Genomic DNA, 17,853 nt, shown 5'->3' on the forward strand with positions numbered 1-17,853 from the left:
AAAAAAGCATCAAAATGAAGTATTTATTAACGATAACATTATCAAGCCTAATCTCAATTACCTCCTTTTCTGCCACTTTGCCGGGAAATGAAGGTTCTATCAACATTAATTACCCGAACAATCGTTATCCATTAGCCTCTAAGCCTTATATAGAGTTGCCTATTGGGGATGTTAAACCTGCGGGTTGGCTAAAAATCCAAATGGAACGAATGTGTACGGGAATGACCGGCCATCTGGATTCTATCTATACGAAAGTAATGGGACCGCGTAATGGTTGGTTAGGCGGAGATGGAGACGTATGGGAACGAGGCCCATACTGGATAGATGGCTTACTACCTTTGGCTTACATCATGAATGATGAGGCCTTGATCCAAAAAGTAAAGCCTTGGGTTGAATGGACATTGGCCTCCCAAAAGCCTAACGGATATTTCGGGCCAGATACAGACAGAGACTATGAACCCGGCTTACAACGGGATAACGCACAAGATTGGTGGCCCAAAATGGTTATGCTCAAAGTTCTGCAACAATATTATTCCGCTACCAACGATCAAAGAGTTATCTCGTTCCTCACTAATTATTTCAAATACCAGCTTTCTGAACTACCTAAAAGTCCTCTGGGAAAATGGACTTTCTGGGCTGAACAACGAGGAGGGGATAATCTGATGGTCGTATATTGGCTTTATAATATCACGGGCGATCCTTTCCTTCTGGAGTTAGGAGAGTTAATCCATAAGCAAACCTTCAATTGGACCGACGTGTTCTTGAACCAAGATCATTTAGCCCGGCAAAACAGCCTGCATTGTGTAAATCTCGCCCAAGGATTCAAGGAACCTGTCATTTATTACCAACAGAGCCATAATCCTCAAAATCTGGAAGCGGTTAAGGAAGCTGTACGGAAAATGCGCCATACGATTGGTTTTCCTACAGGATTATGGGCGGGAGATGAACTTTTACGTTTCGGTAACCCGACACAAGGATCAGAACTCTGTACCGCTGTCGAGATGATGTTCTCTCTCGAGAAAATGTTAGAGATAACCGGAGATGTCCAGTGGGCTGATCATTTAGAGAAAGTCGCATACAATGTACTGCCAACGCAGATCAAGGATGACTTTTCCGCACGACAATATTATCAGCAAGTCAATCAAATAGCGATCACTTGCGAAGGACGTAACTTTGTCTCACCACACGAGGACACAGACATTGTTTTCGGAGAATTGAGCGGTTATCCTTGTTGTACCTCCAATCTACATCAAGGCTGGCCTAAATTCACACGACATCTATGGTTTGCCACCGCCGATAATGGCATCGCTTCACTTATCTACGCACCATCGGAAGTGACTGCCCAAGTGGGAAACGACATCACGGTTAAAATCGCAGAGAAGACCGATTATCCCTTTGAAGAAAAGATCGATTTCAATTTATCGTTCCCTAGCAAGAAAGACAAGAAAGCCTTTTTCCCTTTTCACTTGCGTATTCCTGCTTGGTGTAATAATCCCGTGATTACGATAAATGGCGAGGCTGTCTCTATCGCAGCTCACTCTGGCGAAATCGTACGAATCAACCGGGAATGGAAAGATGGCGATCATATCCAGCTAGAGCTACCCATGCGTATATCCACAAGCAATTGGTATGACGATGCGGTTGTCATCGAACGAGGCCCATTATTGTATTCCCTAAAGATGGATGAGAAATGGGAACGCAAGGTTGATCAACGCCCGGAGTCTTCACATAAAGGAGAATGGTATTATGAGGTCACCTCTACTTCAGCATGGAATTATTCCCTGATTCGCAAATATCTGAAAGAAGAAGAACTAGAGAAAAATTTCGTCGTTAGAAAGGCAGAGAACATAGCCCCTTACCCATGGAACCTAGAGAATGCCCCTATCACGATTAAAACAAAGGGACGGATCTTACCTTCATGGAAAATGTTCAAAGGTTCCGCCGGCCCCGTAAATTTCTTCATGCAAGCCAACGAACCGATGGGTGATGAAGAGACGATCGAGTTAATTCCTTATGGCTGTACCACTTTACGTATAACCGAGTTCCCGGTACGATAAAATAATGTGCCAATGCTTATTCTACACAAAGAGTATTCGCATTGGCACATTATTTTCAATTCTTCTTCATCGTATAATCCTTCACCCCCAAGGAATCATACGCCTGCAAAAGCGCCTCGTCATTATCGGAGATCATTAACAACTTGTCGTTCTCCTTTAATTCCGTATTTCCTTTCGGGATGAAATAGCGGCCTTCCCGTTTCACCATTACCGCCAAGGTATGATCGGGTAAAGTCAGCTGCATCAATTTATTTCCATGGGATAATACCGCCGGGGTAATATCGATCTCGCTCATAGCGCTCTTGATCTCCTCGGGAAGCTCGATGCCAAACTCATCCTTTCGTTCCGGCTCATCCACCATATCCAGCCATTTAGCGGCTTGGGTAACCGTGGTTCCTTGGATCAGCAAAGAAAGAATCGTGATAAAGAATACGATATTAAAGAACATACCGGCATGCTCGATCCCGGCGATCATCGGGTAAGTAGCGAAAATAATAGGAACCGCCCCGCGTAATCCCACCCATGAGATATACAGTTTACCTTTGAAGGAGAAATTCTTATAAGGTATCAAGCAAAGGAACACGCTAATCGGACGGGCGATCAAGATCATAAAGACTCCCACCATAACACCTACACCCGTCACCGGTAATAACTCATGCGGGTTCACTAGCAAGCCTAACGTAAGGAACATCACGATCTGCCACAACCAAGCGAAACCGTCAAAGAACGTCCCCATACTTTTCTTGTGAACAATCTTAGCGTTACCAACCACCAAACCAGCGATATAAACCGCTAAATAGCCATTACCCTTACATAAGGTCGTAGCGGCGAAGGTGAAGAAAGCCGTAGCCAATAAAAGGATCGGATACAAAGACTCGTTATCTATATCGATCTTATTAATAATCAACACAGCCAGTCTCCCCAATAAGAAACCGGCGATAGCTCCCACCGATAATTGAATGACCAAGGATAGCCCGGCCTCCCAAATATTCATACCTCCGCTTTGTATGTAAGCGATCAGAAGCAAGGTAAGCATATAAGCCATCGGGTCATTACTACCACTCTCCAGTTCCAAGGTAGGACGCAGACGCTCTTTCAAATAAACCCCTTTACTGCGCAAGATGGAGAAAACCGAGGCTGAGTCCGTAGAGGACATGACCGCCGCCAGCAATAAAGATTCCGGGAAAGTCAACGTAACATATTTGCCAAATAAACCAAATAACCAATAGATAAACCCGCCCGTGATAAAAGTCGTGGCCAGCACCCCGAGCGTGGCCAATACCACACCTTGCGAGGCGATAGGTTTGACCTCCGCAACTTTCGTATCCATACCACCCGAGAACAAGATGATACTCAACGCCAACATGCCGATAAACTGGGCTACATTCGGATCGCTGAACTGGATGCCCAGACCATCGCTGCCAAACAACATTCCCACACCAAGGAACAACAACAAAGCGGGTAAGCCGAAACGATAACCGGCCTTACCGGCGAATATACTTAAAAACAGGATCACAGAAGCTATTAATAGCACTTGCTCAGGATTTTGAAACATACGCAAAACGGGTTTTATGATTAGTGATTTGATACTTTGTCACAAAGTTCGTAAACTTTTTGTAATTATAATCACACAAAAAGAAGAAATCCGGTCCCCAATTTACACGAAGGCTAGATTTATTCTTTCTATAGAAAAACAAATCTTTCTTACAAATGGTTCGATAATTTTTCTATCTCACATAGAATCATTACTTTTGACGCACATACATATCCGCTTTATGAACAAAAAACATCTATTCGCACTGTTGTTTACATTACTCGTATGGACGAGTTGTAACAACCAACAACATTTTATTACCGACGCCGCTTACCGAGCTGAGGTTGAGAATGATTTCCAAGCGAAACAGGCCGCTCTGCCTAACGGAGACCTTTTCGCAGTATTTAACGATCAAATGACTCCCGAAGAGAGGGAGGCGTTAACCTTCATGTACGCCTATATGCCGATTGGAGACATCACGGACTATAGTGGCGATTTCTATTTGAAAAACATCCGTTCCTCTTTCCAAGCACGGAATGAGATGCCTTGGGGCGATAGCATCCCAGAGGATATCTTCCGCCATTTCGTATTGCCGGTACGAATCAACAATGAGAATCTGGATGAAAGCCGCATGGTTTTCTTTGATGAGTTGAAAGACCGGGTGAAGGGTCTCTCGTTGTACGATGCCGTACTGGAAGTGAATCACTGGTGTCATGAGAAGGTTATCTATACCCCTTCCGATGGGCGCACAAGTTCCCCTTTGGCATCCGTGAAGACCGCCTACGGTCGTTGCGGCGAGGAGTCTACCTTCACGGTAGCCGCTTTACGTTCCGTGGGTATCCCCGCACGTCAGGTATATACACCTCGCTGGGCGCATACGGATGATAACCACGCATGGGTAGAAGCTTGGGTGAATGGTAAATGGTATTTCTTCGGCGCTTGCGAGCCCGAACCGGTATTGAATCTGGGTTGGTTCAACGGCCCTGCTTACCGGGGTATGTTGATGCATACGAAAGTATTCGGTAAATACAATGGCCCGGAGGATGTCATGGAACGTACCGATGGGTATACCGAGATCAACGTGATCGATAATTACGCACCTTCGGCTAAAGCTGTTATCACGGTTACGGATGCCAATGGTAAGCCGGTAAAGGACGCTTTGGTAGAATTCAAGATTTATAACTATGCCGAGTTTAACAGTGTAGCCCGCAAGAAGACGGACGCGGATGGCAAATGCTCATTATCCGCCGGAAAAGGGGATATGCTGGTATGGGCCAGCAAAGATGGCAAGTTCGGCTACAGCAAGGTCTCTTTCGGCAAGGACGGAGAGGTTACGATCGCCTTGAATAAGAAACCGGGAGATGTGGAGACGATCGCCCTAGATATCATACCACCGGTGGACGGCTCTATCCCAGCGGAAGTTACACCGGAGCAAAAGGAAGCGAACGCCAAACGCTTATTGGAGGAAGACGCTATCCGTAATAAATATGTAGCCACTTTCTATACGGAAGAGAAAGCGGAGGCTTTAGCGAAAGAATTGGGTATCGACCCGATGAAGACGGAGGATTTCATGATCGGTAGCCGTGGTAACTGGATGGAGATCGAGAAGTTCTTACGGGAGACTCCCGCCGAGAAGCGTACGCAGGCGATGGCATTATTGGATGTCGTATCCGCTAAGGATCTACGTGATACACCTGCGTCTGTCCTCGCAGATCATTTGAATAATACGCCGGCCGTTCAAAGCGAATGGTTCAATGAATATATCATGAATCCTCGTGTGGCCAATGAGTTCCTGACTCCTTATAAGAGTTTCTTCGCCGCAAATATTGAGCCTTCCCTTGCGAAACAAGCCGTAGAGAATCCACAGGCATTGGTGGATTGGGTGAAGAATAACGTCTCCATTAACGATGCGCTAAACGCACAACGTATTCCGATCATGCCGATGGGTGTATGGAAATCTCGTATCGCTGATAAGGGCTCCCGTAATATCTTCTTCGTGGCCGTGGCTCGTAGCTTAGGTATTCCGGCACGTATCGAGCCGGTAGCCCGCAAGATCCAGTACTTCAAAGACAACGCTTGGGTAGACGTCGATTTCGAGGCTGCCGTACAGACGACCGCTAAACAAGGCAAGGTAATCGCTTCTTACCAACCAATCAAGGCGCTGCAAGACCCGAAATATTACAGTCACTTCACGATCGCCAAGGTTTTGCCGAACGGTACTTTACAGACCTTGAATTTCGAGAGAGGCGGTAATGTGGATATGGGCTTGGGAGATACTTGGAGCGGATTACTGAAGAAACCGTTATCCATGGATGAAGGTAATTATATGTTAGTGACCGGTACTCGTATGGCAAACGGTAGCGTATTGGCCGAGATCGAGTTTTTCAATGTGGAGGCAGACAAGACCACCCCGATCCAATTGGAGATGCGCGAAAGCAAGGACGAGATACAGGTGATCGGTAATTTCAACTCCGAGAATAAATTCAAACGTGCGGACAACGGCGAGGAAACTAGCTTGCTAGCTACTACCGGACGTGGCTACTATATCGTAGCGCTTCTAGGCTCCCGCCAAGAACCGACAAACCATGCGATGCGTGATATCGCCGCCGTGAAGAAGGAACTAGAAGATTGGGGACGAGGCATCGTGCTTCTCTTCCCTGACGAGAAGGGCTATAAGAACTTCGATCCGAAAGAGTTCGGCGATTTACCGGGCACGATCACATACGGTCTGGATATCGACGGGGCGATCCAAAAGGAGATGGCTACAGCGATGAAATTGCAAAACGCCAATACCTTGCCGATCTTCTTGATCGCCGATACGTTCAACCGTGTCGTATTTGTCTCTCAAGGCTATACGATTGGCTTGGGCGAGCAGTTAATGAAAGTTATACATAAGCTATAACAGATCGTTTCACAAGTGTGATCTGATCTTTTCACCCATGTGAAACGATCGGATCACGGCTGTGAAACGTTCTTTTCACCTATGTGAAAAGATCTATACGACAGGAGACACTCATTTCTTCTACCACAAACCGATCAGACTTCCTCCCTAGATTCGTTTTAATTCCCTTATTTTTCCCGTTCTTCCCAATCAAGGATTCATCTCTCAAAAAAATAATATCTTTGATTAAACCTTTTTACGAAAGGGCAGTCTAAACTTGCGTTTAGTTATATATTTTGGAGTAACGAGTGTAAATTATCAGTAAATACCATACGAGAACATGATGACAAAGAGAGCGAAATGGGGAGTTACGGCGGCTATCTTATTAATGATAGCGGGAATGATCGCTTACCCTCAATTGAAAAACAAGTTCAAGGCATCCCAAGATGCCGCTTCCGTCGTACCCACATCGGGCACGAGCCTGCGAAACCAGACACTTAACATCAACGCCGAGGTATTGAAATACCAATCATTAACCGATAAGATCATGAGTACCGGGAGTACCCTTCCGGACGAAGAGGTGGATTTGGCTTTCGAGTCCTCCGGTAAGGTGGTAGCAATCTATTTCACGGAAGGTACCCACGTAAAGGCGGGCGATCTGTTGGCCAAAATCAATGACAAGCCGCTGCAAGCCCAGCTAAAGAAGCTGGAGGCTCAAGTTCCTTTAGCCAAGGATCGTGTCTATCGCCAACGTACCTTGTTGGAGAAAGACGCCGTCAGCCAAGAGGCCTACGAGCAAGTAGCCACCGAATACGAGAAGCTAATGGCGGATATCGAGCTAGTCAAAGCGAATATCGCCCAGACAGAGCTTCGGGCTCCTTTCGATGGAATCATCGGACTTCGCTCCGTGAGTGAGGGCGCGTACGTTACCTCCTCCTCTTCCGTAATCGCCAAGTTGACCAAGATATCCCCTTTGAAAATCGAGTTCTCCATCCCCGAGAGCTACGCAGCCGAGGTACAAGACGGAACCCCGATCCTATTCCGCATGGAGAAAGACGGTATGATGCAGAACTATAAGGCGACCGTTTACGCCGTGGAAAGCAAGGTAGATATGGCGACCCGTACCTTGAAAGTACGTGCCACTTACCCGAATCCGGGCGAGAATATCTTACCCGGCCGTTATACCTCCGTCGAGATCAGCAAGCGGGAGATCAAGGACGCTTTAGCCATCCCCAGCGAGGCCGTTATCCCCGAGATGGGAAAAGACATCGTTTACTTATATAAGAACGGCGTGGCCGAGCCTCAAGAGATCACGATCGGTATTCGAACCGAGAGCCGTGTACAGGTATTGCAAGGGTTGAATGTGGGCGATACGCTGATCACGTCCGGCGTGATGCAGTTACGTACCGGCATGAAAGTTTCTATTGACAACTTGACTGAATAAGGAGAAGAACGATGGCAAATATTTCAGAAACCAGTATAAACCGGCCCGTACTCTCGACAGTGATGATGCTGGTCATCCTCCTGTTCGGCTTTATCGGTTACCGGTTCCTTGGCGTCCGGGAGTTCCCGAGCGTAGACCAGCCGATTATCTCGGTCAACGTATCTTATCCCGGAGCGAACGCCGACGTGATCATGAATCAGATCACCGAGCCGTTGGAGCAGAATATCAACGGTATCCCGGGTATCCGTTCATTGAGTAGCGTGAGTAGCCAAGGCAGCAGCCGCATCACGGTAGAGTTTGAGTTGTCCGTGGATATGGAAACGGCGGCGAACGATGTACGTGATAAGGTATCTCGTGCCCAACGCTACCTTCCCCGTGACTGCGACCCACCTACGGTATCGAAAGCGGATGCCGATGCCTCCCCGATCATGCAGATCGCCATCCGAAGCAACAAACGCTCGTTGATGGAGTTGAGCGAGATCGCCGAGCTGACGGTGAAAGAGCGCTTGCAGACCATCGAGAACGTGAGTGGCGTGGATATCTGGGGACAAAAACGGTATTCCATGCGTCTATGGCTGGACCCAATCAAGATGGCGGGTTACGGAGTGACCCCGATGGACGTGAAAAACGCCGTCGATAACGAGAACGTGGAGCTTCCTTCCGGTAGTATCGAGGGAAATACGATCTCCTTATCCATACGTACCTTAGGATTGATGCATACCGCCAAGGAATTCAACGATTTAATTATCAAGGAAGACAACAACAACATCGTGCGCTTCAGTGATATCGGACGTGCGGAGGTAGCTCCCGAGGACTTGCGGAGCTTACTGAAGAAGAACGGCGAGCCAATGGTTATGACCGTTATCATCCCCCAACCGGGAGCCAACCATATCGAGATCGCCGACGAAGCCTACAAGCGTATCGAGCAATTACAAAAAGACCTGCCGGAAGATGTCACGATCGAGATGATGTATGACAACACTCGCTTTATCCGGGCCTCTATCAGTGAAGTACAACAGACGATTTACGAGGCTTTCCTCTTGGTCGTATTGATTATCTTCTTGTTCCTCCGCGACTGGCGGGTCACGCTGGTTCCTGTCGTCGTTATCCCCGTATCGTTGGTAGGAGCTTTCTTTGTGATGTATATCTCCGGATTCTCCGTCAACGTATTGACGATGTTGGCGGTCGTGCTCTCGGTCGGTCTGGTGGTAGACGACGCGATCGTGGTGGCGGAGAATATATATGTACGTATCGAGCAAGGCATGTCACCGAAAGAGGCGGGTATCGAAGGATCGAAAGAGATCTTCTTCGCCGTGGTATCTACCACGATCACCCTGATCTCCGTATTCTTGCCGATCGTGTTTATGGAAGGTATGACGGGGCGCTTATTCAAGGAGTTCAGTATCGTGATCGCCGGTTCGGTCGCTATCTCCTCGTTCGTGGCCCTTACGTTTACACCGATGTTGGCTACCAAGCTATTGAAGAGGAGAGAGAAGAAAAACTGGTTCTATCGGAAGACCGAGCCGTTCTTCGAGGGATTGAACACGATCTACGCCAAGTCGTTGAACGCGTTCTTGAACCATAAGATATGGTCGATCCCTATCGTTATCCTTCTTTTCGGATCGATCGGGTACTTCTGGAAGAACATTCGTTCCGAGTTATCGCCTTTGGAGGACCGTTCCATGATCTCCGTGAATATGCGCGGGCCGGAAGGGGCTACCTTCGAGTTTATCCGCGACTACGCGGACCGTATCGAGCAAATAGCCGACTCCATCGCTCCCGAGAAGCAATCCATCATGACCCGCTCGTGGGAAGGAGGAGGTTCGCTAAACCTCATATTAAGCGATATCAAGGAACGGGAACGCTCGCAGATGGAGATCGCCGAGACCTTGTCGAAAGAAGTCCGCAAAGAGACCTTGGCCCGCGCCTTCGTACAACAGCAATCCACCTTCGGCGGACGCCGGGGCGGTATGCCTATCCAATACGTACTGCAGGCCCCGACCTTGGATAAACTGCAAGAGTTCCTGCCTACGTTTATGCAAAAGGTGAACGAGAGCCCGGTCTTCCAGATGGCGGACGTGAACTTGCGCTTCACCAAGCCGGAGGCACGTATCGAGATCGACCGGGATAAGGCTTCCTTATTGGGCGTCAGCACCCGCAACATCGCCCAGACCTTGCAATATGCGTTGAGCGGACAGCGTATGGGCTACTTCTATATGAATGGTAAGCAATACCAGATATTGGGCGAGATCAACCGCCAGCAACGAAATACCCCTGTCGATTTAAAATCGATCTATGTACGTAGTAACAATGGGGAAATGATCCAGCTGGATAACTTGGTTAAGGTTACGGAAAACGTGGCGCCGCCCCAATTGTATCGCTATAACCGTTTCGTATCGGCGACGGTTTCCAGTGGATTGAATAAAGGATACACGATCGGCGATGGTCTGGACGAGATGGACCGTATCGCCTCGGAGGTGCTGGATGGTAGCTTCCGTACCGCTCTTTCCGGCGAGTCGAAAGAGTTCCGTGAGAGTTCTTCCAGTTTAATGTTCGCCATGATCTTGGCCTTGTTGATGATTTATTTGGTGTTGGCCGCCCAGTTCGAGAGTTTCAAGGACCCGTTGGTAGTGATGTTCACCGTGCCTTTGGCTATCGCCGGTGCGCTGATGTTCATGAGTTATTCGGGTATCACGATGAATATATTCAGCCAGATCGGTATCATTATGTTGATTGGTTTGGTGGCGAAGAACGGTATCTTGATCGTAGAGTTCGCCAATCAGCGGCAAGAGTCGGGACTTAGTTTGCCGGAAGCGATCCGCTCGTCCGCGACCCAGCGTCTGCGCCCGATCTTGATGACTAGCGTATCCACCATCCTCGGTTTGGTGCCATTGGTATACGCTACGGGCGAGGGTGCCCAAGGGCGTATCGCCATGGGTGTAGCGGTAGTAGGCGGAATGTTGGTATCGACCTTCTTGACCCTGTTTATCGTACCGGCCATGTATTCATTTATATCCACCAACCGAAAAAAACAAAACACCAAGTTGTAGATTTATGAAGAAATATGTATATACCTTATTATTTGCCTTCTCTTCCCTCTTTATAGCGGAAGCGCAGCAACTATTCGATCTGAAACGGTGTATCGAAACCGGATTAGAGCAGAACTACTCCATCCGTATCATTCGTAACGAGCAACAGATCAGCGACAATAACGCCACCCCGGGAAACGCCGGTTATCTGCCTACCGTAGATATGAGCGGCGGATTCAGCGGAAATATCAATAACAACCGTAACAGCCTGCAAGACGGATCGATCGAGAAGGCGAATGGTATAAACAGCGAGACGGGCAACGTCGGACTAAACGTTAACTGGACGGTTTTCGACGGTTTCGGTATCCAAGCCGAATACTCTCGCTTGAAAGAATTACAGCGAATGGGGGAATTGAACACCCGCATGACCATCGAGGATTTCGTAGCCAACCTTTCCAGCGAGTACTACAACCTGATCCGGCAGAAAATCCGTTTGCGTAACCTCCGTTCCACCTTGGATCTTTCCAAGGAGCGTTTACGGATCGTGGAAGAACGGTATTATATCGGCTCCATGTCCCGTCTGGACTTGCAACAGGCTCAAGTGGACTTCAACTCGGATAGCTCCAAGGTATTAAACCAATTGGAGGTCGTGCATACCTCCCGTATCCGCCTGAACGAGTTGATGGCATTAAATAATGTGGAGGAGGAAATCCAGATCAAGGACTCCTTGATCTACCCGAACCCGTTCCTCGACGAGGTAGATCTATGGAAGAATACCCTCGAAGCCAACGCCTCACTCCTGATCGCCCAAAAGAACCAGACGTTGTCTGAGCTTGATTATAAAAAGGTAAAAAGCCGCTATTATCCCTATGTCAAGCTAAACGCAGGCTACGGCTACACGGCGAACTGGACGGAAGTGGGCAATTACGACCTCCAACAACGGCTGGGGCTTAATTACGGCGTGACCATCGGTATGAGCCTCTTCGATGGTTTCAACCGGAAACGTGAGCAACGCAACGCCCGCATCCAAATCGAGAACCAGCAATTGCGCATCCAAGAACTGGAACTTGCCCTGCGTGCGGACATGAGCAACTTCTGGATGGCCTATAAAAACAACCTCGACCTATGGAGCCTAGAGAAAGAGAACCTCGTAGCCGCCCAAGAGAACTACCGGATCGCCATCGACCGCTATAAACTTGGCGAGTTGTCTGGTATCGAATTGCGTGAGGCACAAAACAGTCTGCTGGAAGCGGAGGAGCGTCTTTCCGTGGCGGAATACTCCACCAAGATCTGTGAGATCTCGCTGCTTCAATTAAGCGGGCAGATATTAACCTATATCCGCCCAGAACCGGAGAAAGCCAGTTTCTAAGATAAAGCTAGTGCCACGCTGATGGCATGACTGTGCCACTGCGATGGCACGCTGGTGCCACCTTTATGGCACGGCTGTGCCATCCGCATGACACAAGTCATTATAACCCCGTTTAATGACTAGAGGCTTATGCTAATTGCGTTTTTTTATGTAAGTTCGCGGTAAATGGCAAGGTCTCATTGCCCAATGACAAAAAGAAATGCAAATACTACCAAAGGTTAATACATTACGAAAAGGATCGCTCTTGTACCGCAGCATCCGTTACCGTAAAGGATTCGGAGTACATTCGCCTTTCGTTTTTAACCTCATCACGAAGGTCATCGAGGAAAAATGCTCTTATTATAGTTTCTATGATATAGAGCTTTTACGTAAGCAGTTATTATTCAGGGAAGGAGAGATCACCTATCCAGACCGGCAGAACAAAGGGAAACGAAAGACCCGTTCCATCAGCGAGATCGTAAAACGGGAATCCATCCGGCCCAAGCATGGCGCCTTATTATTCCGTTTAACAAACTATTTCAAGTCCAAGAATATCCTCCAGATAGGAACCACGATGGGGCTGTCTACCTTATATCTAACCTCCTATGCCACGGGATTGAAATGTATCGCCTTGGAAAATGTACCGGAATTCGCCACGATTGCCCGTCAAGCATTCGCTAAAGAGGGACGTAATCCCGTCGATTTGCGTATCGGTAATTATAAGGACTTGCTTCCCCAAGCCTTAAATGACATAAATAGCTTAGATTTTGTTTTTTTCAACACTTTATATGAACAACATAACAACCTCTGGCTGTTTAATGAATGTATGAAATACGCGCACAACGATACGGTATTCGTTTTTGAGGGAATCAAGGCGAGCCGTAAGATGCGTGAACTTTGGGAAGAGATCTGCGCATGTCCGGAAGTGACGGTCACCTTAGATCTTTACTCGCTAGGGATTGTCTTATTCAACAAGAAATTGCACAAACGAGATTATATTGTTTATTTTTAGGATTCAAAACAAGTCAGATATGAAGAAGAGTATTATCTATACCAGAACAGGCGATAAAGGAACCACTTCACTGGTAGGTGGACAACGCGTGTCGAAAGCGCACGATCGGATCGAGAGCTATGGCACCGTAGATGAGCTGAACTCCTTTATCGGATTATTAATCACGGCCTTGAATGATGAGAAAGATACTGATTTCTTATCATTCATCCAGCATAAGCTATTCACGATCGGTTCTTACCTAGCCACGGATCAAGCGACCACGGAATTGAAAATCGAGAGCAAGGTAACGCCCGAGAGCATCGAGCGTATCGAGCGGGAGATAGACCGTCTGGATAACGAGCTGCCGAAAATGCACGCGTTCATCCTACCGGGAGGATGCCGCTCGGCCGCCCTCGCACACGTTTGCCGCACCGTTTGCCGTCGTGCCGAGCGACAAATCTATCGCTTGGCCGAGAATTGCCCCGTTGAGGAGCCTGTATTGATATTTATGAACCGTTTATCGGATTATTTCTTCGTTCTGGCACGAAAAGAATGCATAAATAATAACGGTAAAGAAATTATTTGGGATTATACTTGCGTATAATAAATAAAGTCATATTTTCGCGGAAAAATAGAGAACCAAATCGCTTCGGCGGTTATTAATACTTGACAGCTATGTATTGGACATTAGAGTTAGCTTCAAAATTGGAAGACGCACCCTGGCCTGCGACTAAGGATGAACTTATTGACTATGCACAACGTTCTGGTGCGCCATTAGAAGTGATTGAGAATTTGCAGGAAATGGAAGATGAAGGCGAGATTTACGAATGCATGGAAGACATCTGGCCGGATTATCCAAGTAAAGAAGACTTCTTCTTTAACGAGGAAGAATACTAGTTCAATTGAGAATTGGAAATTGAAAATTAAGAAATAGAAGAACGAGGTGGCGGACGATCGAGCTCCCCTGCCTCGTTGTTTTTTTGTGAAAATACAATTTATCCGGATTTGCTGCGTTTGTAGTTACAACGTGAAGTGAATGTTTAAATGAGAAGACGTCTTCTTTCGATCTTGATCCTTTTGTGTACTTGTGCGGGAATCGTACGGGCGCAATATGACGCACGCTTAAGTCAATACTTCATGGCGAAACCGTATTATAACCCGGCCGTGGCCGGAGCTACGGAGGACTTGAATATATTGGCTCTCGCCCGCTTGGAAATGATCGGCGTACATGGGGCACCCAAGTCGTTCTTCATTACCGCGGATATGCCACTCGCTTTAGGCAAGACGAATCACGGTGTCGGATTGGTTGTATTTACCGAGGCGATCGGGCTTTTCCAGAATACGCATGTAGGGGCGCAATACGCCTATAAGTATAAATTATTCGGGGGAGTCTTGAGCGGCGGTCTGCAAATCGGCTTAGTCAACCAGTCGTTCGACGGAACCAAGGTGATAAAGGTTGAGTCCGAATACCATCAAGAGACCGACGCCGCCATTCCTGTAGAGCAGGTCAGCGGCATGGGGTTGGATATGAACTTCGGTATTTACTATACCCATAAACGGTTTTACGCCGGGTTTGGCATGACGCATATCACCCAACCGGAGCTTCAACTGGACGAGAACGCCTATACCTATATAGGTCGTTCACTTAATTTAATGGGTGGATACAATATTCAATTAAAGAATCCGTTGATAGAATTACAGCCCTCGGTGTTCTTGCTGACAGACATGCAAAGTTTTCATGCGGATATTACCGCTAGGCTGGAATATAATAAGATGTTTAATGGTGGTTTTTCCTATCGGGTGAATGAATCGGTGGGCATCATGTTCGGCGTAAAGCTAGGTCGTTTCCATGCGGGTTACGCCTTTGATTTCCCGACCACGGCCCTAGGCCGGGCAAGTAGCGGTAGCCACGAGCTATGTGTCAAGTATGCCTTAAAGCTGAACAAGACGAAGACAGGGAAAAATAGACATAAAAGTGTACGTATATTATAGTATATGAAAAAAGTATTATTAGTACTTGTAACGGTAGCCTTGCTTACCTCCTGCGGTAAATCTCTCCGGAGTGCCGGCGGTGAGGTGACAGGTGTCAGATCGGTAGCGTTCAATGAACCAGCGCCGTATGGAATGGTCTTGGTTAAAAGAGGTTCGTTCGAGATGGGGCCCGCCGACAAGGATTCCTTGTGGGGAATCATGCCGGAGACGAAAGGGGTCTCTTTCGACGCGTTCTGGATGGATCAGACAGAGGTAACGAACGCCAAATATCGCCAGTTCGTTTATTATGTGAGAGACTCTATTATCCGTGAACGCTTGGCGGATCCGGCTTATGGAGGCAACGATCTGTTCAAGATCACGGAAGACCGTTACGGGGAGCCTGTCACTCCGCATTTGGACTGGAACCGTCCGATTCCTTGGAGACGGGCGAACGAGGATGAGCAACGTGCGATAGAAAGTGTCTATTACACGAATCCCGTTACCGGAGAGAAAGGTTTGGACCCTAAACAAATGATCTATAAATACGAGTGGTACGACTATACCGCCGCCGCCCTCCGCAAGAATCAATTGAACCCGGCGGACCGGGTTCGTAATACGGATATTCAGGTAGATCCGAACGAGGTAGTCATGATCTCCAAGGACACCGCTTACATCGATGATGAAGGACGTGTAATCAACGAGACGATCACCCGCCCGTTAAGCAGCGAATGGGATTTCTTGAATACCCGTATCGTCAATATCTACCCGGACGAGAATTGCTGGGTGAACGATTTCAAGAATGCGTACAACGAGCCATATACCCGTATGTATTTCTCTCATCCGGGTTACGATGATTATCCTGTAGTCGGTGTTTCTTGGGAACAAGCGACTGCCTTCTGCGTATGGCGTACGAATTTATACAAAGAATCCTTGAGCTTGCCACCGGGACAATTGGTAGAGCCATTCCGTCTTCCGTCCGAAGGAGAATGGGAATATGCCGCCCGTACAGGTAAGAACGAGAATAAGTTCCCTTGGTCTACCGACGAGCTTCAAGACAGCAAAGGTTGTTTCTTGGGTAACTTCAAGCCGGGTAAAGGTAATTATACGGAGGATGGCCATTTGATTACGTCTCGTGTAGGCTCTTTCGCCCCGAATGAGTTCGGGTTATACGATATGGCAGGAAACGTGGCGGAATGGACCTCAACGTCTTACTCCGAGTCTGGCCCGAGCCAAATGAGCGACATGAACCCGGATCTGCGTTACAACGCCGCCAAGAACGATCCCTACGCCATGAAAAAGAAAGTAGTGCGAGGAGGTTCTTGGAAAGATGTCTCACAATTTATCCGTTCGGACATGCGTACTTTCGAGTTCCAGAACGAGAGCCGTTCTTACATCGGTTTCCGTTGCGCACGTACCCAAATAGGATTCTCTCGCTCCAAGGGAAAGAAATAAGCGGGAATTATAAATTTAAAGTTTTGAATCATTTAAGACAATAATACGACGATGGGAAAATATAGAAGATATAAAAACAGACTGGAGATGTTCCTCTCCAGCGAAAGAGGAAAACGAGTATTGAACTTCCTGTATAGTTGGGGTGCGTCCATCGTAATCCTCGGTGCGTTATTTAAGTTATTACATATACCATACGCTAACCAAATCCTGTTCGTGGCGATGATCACCGAGTCTATCGTATTCTTTATCTCGGCGTTCGAGCATCCGAACAAGGAGTATCATTGGGAAGATGTTTTCCCCGTATTGAAATCAAAGAACCCGATGGATCGTCCGGATTTCACCGGTACGCCGATCTCAACCATGATCAATTCTACGGATAATGTAGAAGACGATGAGATAGCCGGGGGAATAAATATCGGTTCGGCAGCGTCTAAGGCGAACGCGCAAAGAGGTGGTTCCTTGAATATCGCAGGTAATCTGGACGTGACGGAAGAAGATACCAAGAACTTATCCGAGAGCATCAAGAAATTAAGCGGAGCGGCCGAGCAAATTTCCAAGATGGCAGAATTGACGGAAGCTACCCAAAAATATCTGGAGCAATTATCTGGCATGTCTGAGAACATGGAGCGTTTCAGCCAAGTGACTAATTCGCTTACGAACGTATCCGATACACTGTTGAACTCTTATAAGAGTATCACGGATAATTCCGATGGCATCAACCAAAACTCCCGTGGTTACGTACACCAGATGGAACAATTGAACCGTAACGTATCCGGATTGAATACCATCTATGAGATCCAGTTGAAGAGTATCAGTTCGCAGATCGAATCTATCGAACACATCAATAGTGGCTTGAATCGTATCCGTGAGATGTATGACGGATCGGTGGTAGATAGTTCCGTATTCCGTAACGAGACGGAAAAGATGACTCGTCAACTGGCCGAATTGAACCAAGTATACAGTCGTTTATTACAAGCGATGACCGTGAATATGGGCTACCAACAACCGGCGCAGCCGCAACAACAACCTCAACAACCGATGTATCAGCAGCCACAACAGCCCGGTTACCAACAGCAATATCAGCAACCCTATGGTTACCAACAGCCACAGCAGGCTCCGTATACAAACAACCCAATGAAGTAAAGA

12 protein-coding genes are annotated in these 17,853 nt (G+C 47.5%); 11 read left to right on the forward strand and 1 reads right to left on the reverse strand.

Features of this window, described 5'->3' with window-relative positions:
- Positions 1-14 precede the first annotated feature (14 nt).
- Entirely contained in the window at positions 15-2,057 is a 2,043-nt protein-coding gene (locus tag DW033_RS09750) for a beta-L-arabinofuranosidase domain-containing protein (protein ID WP_009016561.1), read from the forward strand.
- Positions 2,058-2,112: 55 nt separating this feature from the next.
- On the opposite strand, the gene DW033_RS09755 is transcribed toward DW033_RS09750, so the two are convergent.
- Entirely contained in the window at positions 2,113-3,612 is a 1,500-nt protein-coding gene (locus DW033_RS09755) for a potassium/proton antiporter (protein WP_005863241.1), read from the reverse strand.
- 220 nt (positions 3,613-3,832) lie between these two features.
- On the opposite strand from DW033_RS09755, the gene DW033_RS09760 reads away from it, so the two are divergent.
- The 10 genes from DW033_RS09760 (at position 3,833) to gldL (ending at position 17,850) form a co-directional block, all read left to right on the forward strand.
- Complete coding sequence (locus tag DW033_RS09760; protein WP_233554170.1) at positions 3,833-6,493, forward strand: transglutaminase domain-containing protein; 2,661 nt, start codon at positions 3,833-3,835, stop codon at positions 6,491-6,493.
- A gap of 322 nt (positions 6,494-6,815) precedes the next feature.
- Positions 6,816-7,916, forward strand: a complete 1,101-nt coding sequence (locus tag DW033_RS09765) for an efflux RND transporter periplasmic adaptor subunit (RefSeq protein WP_034530110.1) — start codon at positions 6,816-6,818, stop codon at positions 7,914-7,916.
- Between the two features lie 11 nt (positions 7,917-7,927).
- The gene (locus tag DW033_RS09770; RefSeq protein WP_122382703.1) at positions 7,928-10,966 is read left to right on the forward strand and encodes an efflux RND transporter permease subunit; all 3,039 of its coding nucleotides are present in this window, start codon (positions 7,928-7,930) and stop codon (positions 10,964-10,966) included.
- A gap of 4 nt (positions 10,967-10,970) precedes the next feature.
- A complete protein-coding gene (locus DW033_RS09775; protein ID WP_022191996.1) occupies positions 10,971-12,314 on the forward strand; it encodes a TolC family protein in 1,344 nt (447 codons plus the stop codon).
- 199 nt (positions 12,315-12,513) lie between these two features.
- The gene (locus DW033_RS09780; RefSeq protein WP_005863261.1) at positions 12,514-13,305 is read left to right on the forward strand and encodes an O-methyltransferase; all 792 of its coding nucleotides are present in this window, start codon (positions 12,514-12,516) and stop codon (positions 13,303-13,305) included.
- A gap of 19 nt (positions 13,306-13,324) precedes the next feature.
- Positions 13,325-13,888, forward strand: a complete 564-nt coding sequence (locus tag DW033_RS09785) for a cob(I)yrinic acid a,c-diamide adenosyltransferase (RefSeq protein ID WP_005859850.1) — start codon at positions 13,325-13,327, stop codon at positions 13,886-13,888.
- Positions 13,889-13,959: 71 nt separating this feature from the next.
- Positions 13,960-14,181, forward strand: coding sequence for a DUF2795 domain-containing protein (locus DW033_RS09790; protein ID WP_005633363.1), 222 nt, complete (start codon positions 13,960-13,962; stop codon positions 14,179-14,181).
- A 147-nt stretch (positions 14,182-14,328) separates the two neighbouring features.
- The gene (locus DW033_RS09795) at positions 14,329-15,276 is read left to right on the forward strand and encodes a type IX secretion system membrane protein PorP/SprF (RefSeq protein ID WP_008777736.1); all 948 of its coding nucleotides are present in this window, start codon (positions 14,329-14,331) and stop codon (positions 15,274-15,276) included.
- A 3-nt stretch (positions 15,277-15,279) separates the two neighbouring features.
- On the forward strand, positions 15,280-16,707 hold the full coding sequence (locus DW033_RS09800) for an SUMF1/EgtB/PvdO family nonheme iron enzyme (protein WP_005863265.1): 1,428 nt from the start codon (positions 15,280-15,282) through the stop codon (positions 16,705-16,707).
- Between the two features lie 51 nt (positions 16,708-16,758).
- Positions 16,759-17,850, forward strand: a complete 1,092-nt coding sequence (gene gldL / locus DW033_RS09805; RefSeq protein WP_008772938.1) for a gliding motility protein GldL — start codon at positions 16,759-16,761, stop codon at positions 17,848-17,850.
- Positions 17,851-17,853 lie beyond the last annotated feature (3 nt).

Origin of the sequence: Parabacteroides sp. AF39-10AC, from assembly GCF_003635405.1 — a bacterium.
GTDB classification, from domain to species: domain Bacteria; phylum Bacteroidota; class Bacteroidia; order Bacteroidales; family Tannerellaceae; genus Parabacteroides; species Parabacteroides distasonis.